The organism is Dyadobacter luteus (assembly GCF_003383615.1).
In the GTDB taxonomy this organism is placed as follows: Bacteria; Bacteroidota; Bacteroidia; order Cytophagales; family Spirosomataceae; genus Dyadobacter; species Dyadobacter luteus.
Genome location: NZ_QNUL01000008.1, coordinates 1 through 12,125, shown reverse-complemented (window position 1 = coordinate 12,125; position 12,125 = coordinate 1). Strand labels below are relative to the sequence as shown.

Below are 12,125 nucleotides of genomic sequence, written 5' to 3'. Positions count from 1 at the left end.
TAATCTTCCCTTCTTTGCGTGATTCTGGTATACAGTGTTTTCTGTGTCCCAACTAACTCCTCACTCCATATGAAATACCTCCGTCAACGGAACGCTCACCGGCGAGTTATCCGGATTCGTTTCCATCACTTCAGCCATATATGCCCACCACTTCTGCACGATTTCTGTACTTCCAAGATCTTGTGACGATCCTGACCCATCTTGCTTCTGTACTGCGAATAGAATATTTGTTTCCTCATCCAGGAAAATAGAATAATCGCTGATCCCGTTGTCTTTCAATAGTTTTTTCAGCTCAGGCCATAATTCATCATGGCGTTTTTTGTATTCTTCTGCCTGACCCGGATTCAGGTTCATTTTAAAAGCGGCTCTTTTCATGGTATTTGGGGTAAAGGTTTTCAAGTTTAATAGCTCAGAAGCCTGAAAAGTAAAGTTAAAGTATGCAATACATTAGTCCTACCTGTGGTCTCCTGTGTTGCCATTACATCGAAAATAAAACGGAGCCGGAAAAATTCTCCCGGCTCCGTAATGCACTACTGTAGTCTACATTATTCAATATCAATACCCGTCATTTTGTTTCCAGAAACCAGGGTTAATAAGCATTTCGTTCAGCGGAATAGGGAACAGCAGATCGCGGTTTGTGACGCCGTTTGCCAAAGGAATGTCATGGGAGCGGAAGAACTCTGTCATCACCGGAATGGCACGTTCGGTACGGACAAGGTCAAACCAACGAAGTCCTTCTCCAGCAAATTCCCATCGACGTTCGTTTTCCAATGCCAGCCGCATAGCAGCTTTAGTTGCTGGTGTAACAGGCGCTACTTTTGCATCAGATCGTACTTTGTTCAGCGCTTGCAGCGCAAGTGCCGGAGGTGTTGCAGCTTCTTCGTTCAGGATTTCGGCATACATAAGTAATATATCTGCGTAACGCACGATCGGGAAGTTACGGGCATAGTCGTTGCGGCTCGTTACAGTCGGATCTCCTTTTTCAAGAAACTTCGTAAACTGAACACGACCAGAGGTTGCCCCTGTTTTGGTATCCACATAGCCTGAGTCAAGCGTTGCCTGTTTTCTTGCATCGCCTGATGCGTAAGAAGCAAGCAATGCAGGTTCTACTTCTCCTTCAAATCCTCCTGTAAACGGACTCCATTGAGATGGAAATTGGAAGGCCATTTCTGAAGGCAAAGAAGAACCCAGTCCTTTTCCTCCTGATAAATACTGGATCTCGAATACGTGATATTTATTCTTATTAGCGATGGTGAAAAGATCGCGGTAGAGCGTGGGTGCCGGGAATAGCGAACTTGATTTCATCACATCTTCCAGCTGGCTCTTAGCCAAAGCAAGTTTATCAGTTTGTTTCAATGGGTAGCCTGCCATTGTAAGATACACTCTTCCCAGCAAAGCTTTGGCCGCATATTTGGTAGCTCGTCCTTTTTGAGCAGCCACATAAGATTCAGGAAGGTTTTCTGCTGCAAATGTCAGATCGTCTACAATGAATTTATAAATATCAGTAGCAGGTGTACGCACTGCATTTTTTCCTTCGGAAATACTAAGAACCTTATCTACCAAAGGCACATCGCCCCAGTAACGAACCAGATCGAAATAGGCCATAGCGCGGAACAAACGTGCTTCAGCTTTGAACTGATTCACACGTGCAAATTCAAAACCCTCTACTTTGGAAAGAACGACGTTGGAACGATATACAACATTGTACAGCTGCGACCAGGCAGTCTGGAAAGCGGCTGTTTGCGATGAGGCGGTGAAGTTACCAACTTCTTTGTAATCGCGCTGCGCTCCGCCTTCGATCTCGTGTGTATTGTCGGAACGCACTTCTGACAGATACCAGTTGGACGACACCGGAACTGGCAGCCATGAATTGTATATAGCCAGTACACCCTGATTGACCTGATCTTCTGTTTTGTAAAAATCGTTGGCGGTATTGTTGGTCAGCGGTGTGATGTCGAGTATGCTTTCACTGCAGGAAATCATCGTTGCCGATAAACCCAGTGTGAGCAGGTATGGAAATATTTTTGTGATTTTCATAGTCTCAAAAATGAATGCGGGAGAAATGTTTACTAAATCTTCAGCTTAAAAACAGATGATTAAAGATTCAGGTTGATACCGATTGAATAGGTTTTGGACTGAGGATATCCACCGTAATCGCCACCTTCATTGTTGGCAGCTTCAGGCGTAAAACCTCCTGAGTATTTGTGCCAGATAAATGGATTTTCAACAGATACATACACTCTTGCACGCTCAAACCATTTCATTTTTGGTACATTATAGCCAAATGTGATGTTTTTGACACGGATATAATCAGAGCTATACAACCAGCGCGTATCGTAGTAAGAACCTGTTGTAGAGTTGATGCTTGGCGTCATACCATCTCCGGGATCTTCAGGTGATTTCCAGCGATTTTCCCAGATAGCAAGCTTGTTGTATAAATAACCCATTCCCGGGCGGTCGATCGAACGACCGATCATCGAATAGATCATCCCGCCTGTCTGTGCAGTTGTCAGAATGGTAAGATCAAAGTTGCGATAGTTAAATGTATTGGTAAGTCCGTATACAAAAGCCGGAAGCGGTTGTCCTACATTGGTGCGGTCGTTTTCGTCAATTACTCCATCTCCGTTTACATCGCGATACTGAGAGTCTCCAACCAATGTTTTCGACATACGGGGATTAGCATCTACTTCTGCCTGGTTTTTGTATACACCAATTGCATCATACAATTTGAAATAGCCGATAGGTTGCCCTACTTCGATCATGGAAGTCAATCCTGAGAAGCCTGATGGAATAGGCGTATTGTCATATCCGAGTTTCAATACTCTGTTTCTGTTGTACGACAAATTGAAGTTTGTTCCCCATTTGAATACACCAACAGTATTTTTCGAATTCAAAGAGAGTTCAAAACCTTTGTTCTCGATGTCTCCGATATTTTGCCAGCTGCGGGTAAATCCTGTTACGGCCGCTACGGGTGCCTGTAGTAGGAGCTCAGATGTTTTTCTGTTGTAGTAATCTGCAGCAACAATAAGTCGGTTTTTAAGTATACCAAAATCTACACCAAAGTTGTAGCTGCTGGTTTGTTCCCATCCAAGCATTGTATTTTCGAATCCGGAAGGCGCATAACCTGTCTGCTGTGCACCACCGAGAGCATAATCGCTGTTGCCCAAAAGTGAAAACTGCGCGTTGTTAGGAATACGGTTGTTTCCGGTGATACCAAAGCTTGCGCGAAGTTTAAGATCGGTGATGTCATCAATTCCAGCCATGAAGTTTTCGCTGGATACACGCCAAGCGGCTGATACCGCCGGGAATGTTCCCCAACGATTTTCCGAACCAAATTTAGAAGAACCATCACGTCTCAAACTGGCAGAGAACAGATACTTTTCATTGAAATCGTACTGAACACGAGCGAAGTAAGATAGCAAAGCAGTTTTATCCTGAGTAATGTTAGAAGTCGAAACGGTAGACGATCCCTGGTTGAAGAGGTTGGTCCAGTCGTTTGGCAAACGGGTATGGTTCTGACGGTTTCCATAGCCATTGGTAGTTTCAACAGAATATCCTAAAAGACCTGTCAGGTTATGTTTTCCAAAAGAACGATTGTAGTTCAATGTGCTTTGGAATAAATACCTGTACGAATTCAGATTTTGTCTGTCTGATGAGGATGCGTATCCTTCATTCGGAGCCGATGCCCAGTCGCGGGTTGCGTTGGTCGGAACAAATGAATTGGATACCTGAGAGGTGTTGTCCATACCACCGGTCAATTGCAGTTGTAGTCCTTTTGCAAGTGTTGCGTGCAGATATATGTTGGTATTGAGACGGTTACGTGTTTGGTCGGCTTGCGTTCTTTCCAGAACAGCAACAGGACTTACATATCTTCCTGACCATGGATAGGTACCGTTTGGTTGTGCACCTACGTAGAGGCCAGTTCCTAAAGGAGCCACCGGAGGCATTTGTACTGCGTTCATACCCTGACGGTCTTTTCCGTCTACCTGTCCTCCTCCGTTGATCCATTCGACAGATGGCGAGAGTGTTAAGCCTACCTTGATAAATTTATTGACTTTTGCGTCGATGTTAGCTCTTACTGTAGCACGTTTATAGTTGGTGTTAATGATCACACCTTTCTGATCCATGTAGCTACCGTTGATGTTAAAAGTGATGTTGTCGCTTCCGCCATTCACACTCAGCTGATAGTTGGACAATGTACCGGTGTTTCCGAAAAATGCGTCCTGCCAGTCTACATAATCAAGACTATCTCTACCGTAGGCCCATTTCGGATCGTACATCAAAGTAGTATTCGGGTTACTCTCACTGATACCCAATTCGGAAGCACGGAAAGACATCGGATCGTTCGCAGTATATGGTTTTTTCTGGCTTACACCACGGCTCACCCAAGCTGCGTCAATACCTTCCTTACGTTGCTGGATCCATTGCTCAGGCGTCATCATATCCAGGCGTCCTTCCACTTTGGAAACACCCTGCGTCATATTGAACTGAATACGTGGCTTGCCTTTTACACCTCTTTTGGTAGTAATAATTACAACTCCGTTTGATCCGCGTGAACCATATATAGCCGCAGAAGAAGCATCTTTCAGAACGTCAATGGTTTGTACGTCGGCAGGATTTATACCATTTAAAGATTCTACAGGTACTCCGTCTACAACGTAAAGAGGGTCATTGGAGGCATTCAGAGAACCTGTTCCACGTACACGAATCTGAAGTGGAGCGCCTGGTTCACCTGTTGTAGTTTGTACATCTACACCCGGAAGTTGTCCTGATAATGCGTTTTCCAACCTTGAAACGGGTCTTTCTTCTATATCTTTTGCAGAAAGACTCGCTGCCGCACCGGTGAGGTTGGCTCTTTTAGAAGTACCGTATCCGATCACAACTACTTCAGATAAAGCCTTTGAGTCATCTGAAAGTGAAATGTCGATTTTTGTTCGTCCGTTGATCTGAACTTCCTGCGGCTCATAGCCGATAAAGGAAAATTGAAGAACAGCGTCTTTGGGTGCGTTGATAGAATAAGTTCCTTCCACATTGGTAGATGTCCCCGTGGTTGTCCCTTTTACAATGATGTTAACACCGGGCAAAGGTTCATTTCCCTGAGCACCAGTAACCTTTCCGGTAATGGTCGTCTGAGCCAACACGGCTTGGGACGTAACGGCAGTCAGAAGACAAATCATGAATAAGGCGAGGTGTCGATGCGCCTTTTTTAACATGTTTGAGGATGAGTAGTAAATATGCATGGTTTGTATGCGATTAGATTTACTCCAAATTTCCACATTGTCAAACATCACACCTTCATGTAGACTCCTGTATAAGCCAAGATATTGTTAGGATTTTGCAATAATGCAAATGTAAAAAGTGCCCTTCGATTAATAAAAGGCACTTTTTAAAGATTTGTTGATATGATTAATATAACCCGTAACTTTCGAAGTATATAGGTGTAAGTGAGAAAATAGTTTGTCTTTCTGGCTCAATATCCTTTCAGCTCCAGATCATAACTCTCCTTCATTTCTACCTTTTTACCCATTTTTTTCTGGATAATTTTAAAATGATGGGTGTCTTCCGGACAGATCAGAGAGATCGCTTCGCCCGGGGTTTCGGCTCTTCCAGTACGGCCTATGCGGTGGACGTAATCCTTCGGTGAACGTGGCAATTCAAAGTTGATCACATAGGGTAGGAACTGAATATCAATTCCCCGCGCTACCAGATCAGTCGCTACCAGCACATTCAGCTTGCCTGATTTGAACTTGTTTAAAGCTTCCGTCCGCGCTCCCTGACTTTTTCCACTGTGCATGGCTGCGGCATCTATTCCGTTCTTTTTAAGTTTTTCAACCAGGTTGTCGGCAGTTCTGGTAGCAGAAACGAATACCAAAACCTGTTTCATTTCTTCCGTTTTGATAATGTATCTGAGAAGTGGTCCTTTTCGTTCGGGATCAACGAAATAGGCCGATTGTTTGATCAGATCAAGGTTCTGCTCTTCTTCGGGAATTTCTATTTTGACAGGCTCCCGCAGTATGCTTTTGTGTATCGCTTCAACGTCATCTCCAAGCGTTGCGGAAAATAGTATACTCTGCCTTTTCTTAGGAAGAAGGAAAAAAATGTCCTTCATTTCCTCTGCAAAACCCATATTAAGCATTTTGTCGGCTTCGTCGAGTACCAGTATTTCGGTGTCAGATATGGTCAGTGCTTTGTGCGAGAGCAAATCCAGGAGCCGTCCGGGTGTTGCCACCAGAATCTCCACATTCTGCAAGCCTATCATTTGCGGATTGATGGAAACGCCGCCGTATACAGCCATTGTTTTCACCTTTCGAGGTAGCTTTTCTCCGAAGGTCTGAAATACTACAGCAATTTGCAGCGCCAGTTCCCGGGTTGGGGCCAACACCAGTACACGGATTGATCTGTTTTTAGGAGCACCTTTATCCTGAAACCATTCCAGAATAGGCAGTACGAATCCGGCCGTTTTTCCGGAACCCGTTCTTGCTATACCAAGTATATCTTTTCCTTTCAAAATGGCGGGAATAGCCTCTTTTTGAATAGGGTAAGGCTGAGTATAATTCTGTTCTGCTATGGTTTTAAGTAAGGGTTCTGAGAGCCCCAGTGCTTGGAAAGACATAAAAATTGCGGATACTTGCTGAAATGATTTTTACAAAGATACCACTATTCGTATGATGGTTAACAGAAGAGAATTTTTACAGAAGGCCGGACTGGGCGCATTGCAGCTGGGTCTGATCAGTTATATGGCAGAAGGTGCATTTGCTGAAACCCTGAAAGTAAGCCAGTTGCCAAGAAGTACACCTGAGTTACAGGGAGTAAAATCCTCTGGTATTCTTGATTTTGTCAATGCGATTGAAGTAGATAAACTGAATTTGCATAGCCTTATGGTTTTGCGAAATGGGAAAGTATTGGCAGAAGGCTGGTGGGCTCCTTATGCTTCCAATCTGAAGCATACGCTTTATTCGCTCAGTAAAAGCTTTACGTCCAGTGCCATAGGTTTTGCTGTAAACGAGGGCAAGCTGACCGTTGATGATAAAGTGATTTCATTTTTTCCGGAATCGGTGCCTGATATGGTAAGTGAGAATCTGGCGAAGATGCGTGTACGTGATCTGCTGACTATGCGTACAGGGCATGAGAAGGATTCTACACCGGCGCTGAGAGAATCGGGTGATGCCAATTGGATCCGCTCTTTTCTGGCTTATCCTGTTGCCAAAGAGCCAGGTACATTCTTCGTTTACAACAGCGGTGCGACCTATATGTTGTCGGCTATCATTCAAAAGCTTACCGGGCAGACACTCATCAATTACCTTAAACTAAGGCTATTTGTGCCACTCGGAATAGAAGGTGCCGACTGGGAAGTGGATCCGCATGGAATCAATACAGGAGGATGGGGGCTTAGAGTAAAGACAGAGGACATTGCAAAGTTCGGTCAGCTTTATCTTCAAAAGGGCATGTGGAATGGGAAACGCATACTTCCGGAAAAGTGGATTGATGAAGCAACATCGGCCCATGTTCCTTCCAAGGGAACGGATAGTGATTGGGAGCAGGGATATGGTTATCAGTTCTGGCGTTGCCGGCACGATGCCTACCGTGGTGATGGTGCTTTCGGACAATATTGTATTGTGCTTCCTAAACTGAATATGGTGATCGCCATGACCAGCGAAACGGGTGATATGGGAGCGGTAATGAACCATGTGTGGAAACATATTCTGCCTGCTGTTCAGAAAGACGTAGTTACAAATAAAGGTTCGCAAGCACAGCTTAAACAGAAACTTGCCACATTAGCACTCCCCATACCGCCCGCGAATAGCAGCCCGTTGATCGCAAAAATTAATAATGGTACCTATAACTTTGATAGCAATGAGTTGAAAATCAAATCGATATTGCTACATTTTAATAACGACAATTGTGTGTTCAAAATGACAGATGATCAGGGAGAACACAGTATATCATGTGGTAGCGGTCAGTGGAAAAAAGGCAAAACCGATTTGTCTGTTTTGCCACTCAAACTTGCTCCAACATCGGTTCCGGGAGAAACCGTTACGCCAGTTGTTGCTGCTGGTACCTGGTTGGATGACGATACGTATGTAATGACCTGGAGATTTACAGAGACAGCGCATTACCAGACTGTAACTTGCCAGTTTCAGGATGATAACGTCAAACTTAGCTTTAGGAGAAGTCTGGCGATTATTAATAATACAGAAGATGCTCGTCCGGCTATAGTGGGTAAGCGCTCGTTCTAGAACCTCTTTCCGACGGAATGGTTTTTGAAGCAGCGTTGCTACATTAAAAGCTGTTTTATGCGGCATCTAAGGAACCAGAACTTTAAATTGTTTACAAATGAAGACAAGACAGATCGTATTAGCTTCCCGGCCAAAAGGAACTCCCACCACAGAAACCTTTCGTTTTGAGGAAATTACATTGCCGGAACCAAAGGATGGAGAGGTATTGCTCAAAGGACTATATTACTCAGTTGATCCATATATGAGGGGACGAATGAACGACGCAAAATCTTATGCCCCTCCGTTCGAACTGGATAAGCCAATTGTGGGTGGCGTGGTGGCAGAAGTGATAGCTTCAGGTAGCGAACAATTTCAAAACGGTGACCTAGTTACCGGGCGATTGCCCTGGCAGGAACAGATTATTGCGTCGGCCAAAGGACTCAAAAAGATTGATGCTTCCTTTGCTCCGGCCAGCTATTATCTCAGTATTCTGGGCATGACAGGCCTCACTGCCTACTTCGGTTTGATTTCTATTGGGAAACCGAAGGAAGGAGAAACGGTGGTGGTTTCAGGTGCGGCGGGAGCAGTAGGAATAGTAGTGGGGCAGATTGCTAAACTGAAGGGATGCAGGGTGATAGGTATTGCCGGATCGGATGAAAAAATCAGCATGCTGAAAGATGAATTTGGCTTCGATGAAGGGATCAATTACAAAACTGTTGACGATATGAAAAAGTCAATTGGCGAGCTTTGTCCTGATGGAGTTGATATTTATTTTGATAATGTCGGTGGCGAAATTTCCGATGCGGTTTTGAGCCATATTAACTTTCAGGCGCGTATTCCGCTTTGCGGACAGATATCTGTGTATAATAACACGGAAGTTGCCACCGGTCCACGTATTCAGCCACTTTTGCTCACAAAGAGTGCTTTAATGAAGGGTTTTATTGTAGGTGATTTTGAAAGTGAATTCGGAGAGGGTATGAAACACCTTTCTCAATGGGTGAAGGAGGATAAACTTAAATTCACAGAAACAATTGTGGAAGGATTTGATCAGTTGCCACAAGCAATGCTGGATCTTTTCACAGGAGGCAATACGGGCAAAATGGTTGTAAAAATCTAGTTATTTCTGGGGTTGTATCAAAAGTGCTGGTTGTTGATTAATAACCGGCACTTTTGCTTATTTTTACCCTTAAACGTTTAAACAATAATCTAACGATGAAAAAGACAATTTTTCTTTCCCTGATGCTTACTGCTCTTGCGTTTGGCGCTCAGGCGCAGAAATTCAAGCCACTTGATAAGAGTCCGCGTGATATCGCCTACTATCCGGATGGATTTGCAGGAAAACGTAAAGATGGAGAAAAAGCATTGGTGAAAGTTTCTTACAGCCGTCCGGGCGTAAAAGGAAGAGAGATTTTCGGGAAACTCGAACCTTTCGGAAAGGTGTGGAGAGCAGGTGCCGATGAGTCTACGGAAATAAAATTTTATGCTGATGCTACTTTTGGCGGTAAGAAGATTAAGGCCGGAACCTATTCTCTTTTTGCTATCCCCGGTGAAAAAGAATGGACAATTATCCTGAACTCCGATGTAGACTACTGGGGTGCTTACAAATACAAAGAAGCCAGTGATGTGGCGCGCGTAACTGTACCTGTTTCCGCAAAGCCTGCTGAACTGATTGAAAATTTCTCAATCGTATTTACTGGTGACTCACCTTCAAAAGCAGTAATGGCTTTGGGTTGGGAAAATACTGTAGTGGAGGTGCCTATCACTTTCTAGATAAATACTGGCATTATTATTTAAAATGAAAGGGGCGTCAACATATTGTTGATGCCCCTTTTATTTTAAATGATATGTTATGAACAAAATTCACACATTACTGGCAAGTATCGCCATTGCTGGTAGCCTGTCAGGTTGCGGAGGAAATACCAAAGAAGAAAAGGAAGAAGCAAGAGCGGCCGGACCGGATTCCGTGGCAACAGTAACAGATAGTCTCATTTTACCCGCTCCTTTTGAAACAGAGTCGGTAACCAACAGACCGGATGAGGCGGGCTGGCCGGAAGGAAAAATGCCTGTTGCACCGGAAGGTTTCGTTGTGACCAAATTCGCTGATAAACTGAAGAATCCACGCTGGACTTATATTGCACCTAACGGCGATATTTTTGTAGCTGAATCCGCAACTAAAAACAGTGCCGACAGGATTACTCTTCTCAGGGACGTAAATAAAGATGGAATTCCTGAACTGAGAGAAATTTACCTGGAAAAGCTGAAACAGCCACTCGGAATGCTTGTTCTGAAAAACCACTTTTATGTAGCTAATACCGACGGACTATATCGCTATCCGTATAAGGAAGGTGAAACAAAACTCACAGGAAAAGGGGAGAAGATATTGGAACTGCCTGCGGGAGGTTATAACAACCACTGGACGAGGAATTTGCTTGCAAATGCTGACGGATCTAAGATTTATATTTCGGTGGGCTCAGCCAGCAATGTAGCCGAGCATGGGATGGATACCGAAAAAAGAAGAGCGAATATACTGGAAATTAATCCCGATGGATCGGGGGAGAGGATATATGCGAGTGGGCTGCGAAATCCTGTAGGAATGGACTGGGCACCAAGGACTAACATACTTTGGACTGCGGTGAATGAGCGGGATAAACTGGGAGATGAATTGGTTCCTGACTACATCACAAGTGTGAAGGACGGAGGATTCTATGGCTGGCCGTATTCCTATTTTGGAAAGAATAAAGATCCGCGGATGAAAGGGGAAGGATCTGATCTTGTGGCGAAAGCCATTGTGCCGGACGTAGCAGTTGGATCGCATACCGCCTCCCTGGGACTTGCATTTTACAATCAGGATAAATTTCCTGCCAAATACCGTAATGGTGTATTTATAGGCCAACATGGCTCATGGAATAAATCGACGCTGTCCGGATATAAAGTGACTTTCGTTCCGTTCAAAAACGGTAAACCGAGTGGTAAAATGGAAGATTTTCTGACCGGATTCGTAGAGAGTGAAAAGAAAGTGTACGGCAGGCCAGTTGGTGTAACTGTGATGAAAGATGGTTCACTATTGGTAAATGACGATTCGGGGAATACGATCTGGCGAGTTGCTGCGAAATAAAATTGATAGAGTATGGTTACAGAATCGATTGGTCAAGGTTCAGCCGGGATCAATCGATTTTTATTTATCTTTTAAATTATTTGCAAAATAATACCGATTGGTATATATTTGTATCGAAATTTATAAAACTCATGAGCAAAGCAGAGAGAACCAAACAATTTATCGTTGAGAAAACGGCCCCGATTTTTAACAAAAAAGGATATGCGGGTACGTCACTTAATGATATGATTGAAGCTACCGGATTAACGAAGGGGAGTATTTATGGGAACTTTGTGAACAAAGATGATGTGGCGCTGGCAGCTTTTGATTTTAATTTGAAAAAAGTAGATGCGGTGATCAGGCAGGAAATGGCAACCGTTAATACGTATCGGGAGAAGCTGCTGGTGTATACCAAAGTCTATGAAAACTTTTACGAATTCCCATTTCCCGAAGGTGGCTGTCCGGTTCTGAATACAGCCATAGAAGCAGATGACACACATCCCGAACTGAAAAAGAAAGCGGCGGATGCAATTATCTACTGGAAAGAAAAGGTGGTCAGAATGATTCAAAAGGGGATTGCTAATAATGAATTTGCAGCCAATACAGATCCTGAGCAAGTAGCGCTGACGATCATTGCGACAATTGAAGGAGCGGTGATGATTACGAAACTAACAGGTAAACTCAACTACCGCAGGGCCATCATGAAGTCAATTGACAGGCTGATCCACGATTTGTAAATAGTACTGATGCGTTAAGTTTTTTTAATTAAATAAGTCCCATTGTTCATTGACATTTTGATTGATTTGAGATTCTGT

At 43.9% G+C, this 12,125-nt stretch carries 9 protein-coding genes; 5 read left to right on the top strand and 4 right to left on the bottom strand.

The window, feature by feature from the left end:
- Positions 1–60: 60 nt before the first annotated feature.
- The 4 genes from rhaM to DSL64_RS12130 all read right to left on the bottom strand — a co-directional run bounded on the left by rhaM (position 61) and on the right by DSL64_RS12130 (position 6,613).
- On the bottom strand, positions 61–375 hold the full coding sequence (rhaM, locus tag DSL64_RS12145; RefSeq protein WP_115831176.1) for an L-rhamnose mutarotase: 315 nt from the start codon (positions 373–375) through the stop codon (positions 61–63).
- A 180-nt stretch (positions 376–555) separates the two neighbouring features.
- A complete protein-coding gene (locus DSL64_RS12140; protein WP_115831175.1) occupies positions 556–2,037 on the bottom strand; it encodes a RagB/SusD family nutrient uptake outer membrane protein in 1,482 nt (493 codons plus the stop codon).
- Between the two features lie 59 nt (positions 2,038–2,096).
- Entirely contained in the window at positions 2,097–5,213 is a 3,117-nt protein-coding gene (locus tag DSL64_RS12135) for a SusC/RagA family TonB-linked outer membrane protein (protein WP_158547909.1), read from the bottom strand.
- Between the two features lie 257 nt (positions 5,214–5,470).
- Entirely contained in the window at positions 5,471–6,613 is a 1,143-nt protein-coding gene (locus DSL64_RS12130; protein WP_115831173.1) for a DEAD/DEAH box helicase, read from the bottom strand.
- 52 nt (positions 6,614–6,665) lie between these two features.
- Here DSL64_RS12130 and DSL64_RS12125 point away from each other — a divergent pair, with 52 nt between their 5' ends.
- The 5 genes from DSL64_RS12125 (at position 6,666) to DSL64_RS12105 (ending at position 12,047) form a co-directional block, all read left to right on the top strand.
- A complete protein-coding gene (locus tag DSL64_RS12125; RefSeq protein WP_115831172.1) occupies positions 6,666–8,237 on the top strand; it encodes a serine hydrolase domain-containing protein in 1,572 nt (523 codons plus the stop codon).
- A gap of 97 nt (positions 8,238–8,334) precedes the next feature.
- Positions 8,335–9,333: an NADP-dependent oxidoreductase gene (locus DSL64_RS12120; RefSeq protein ID WP_115831171.1), complete on the top strand. Its 999-nt coding sequence runs from the start codon at positions 8,335–8,337 to the stop codon at positions 9,331–9,333.
- A 95-nt stretch (positions 9,334–9,428) separates the two neighbouring features.
- Complete coding sequence (locus tag DSL64_RS12115; RefSeq protein WP_115831170.1) at positions 9,429–9,986, top strand: DUF2911 domain-containing protein; 558 nt, start codon at positions 9,429–9,431, stop codon at positions 9,984–9,986.
- A 79-nt stretch (positions 9,987–10,065) separates the two neighbouring features.
- The gene (locus DSL64_RS12110) at positions 10,066–11,331 is read left to right on the top strand and encodes a PQQ-dependent sugar dehydrogenase (RefSeq protein ID WP_115831169.1); all 1,266 of its coding nucleotides are present in this window, start codon (positions 10,066–10,068) and stop codon (positions 11,329–11,331) included.
- Between the two features lie 131 nt (positions 11,332–11,462).
- Positions 11,463–12,047: a TetR/AcrR family transcriptional regulator gene (locus DSL64_RS12105; RefSeq protein WP_115831168.1), complete on the top strand. Its 585-nt coding sequence runs from the start codon at positions 11,463–11,465 to the stop codon at positions 12,045–12,047.
- Positions 12,048–12,125: the final 78 nt, after the last annotated feature.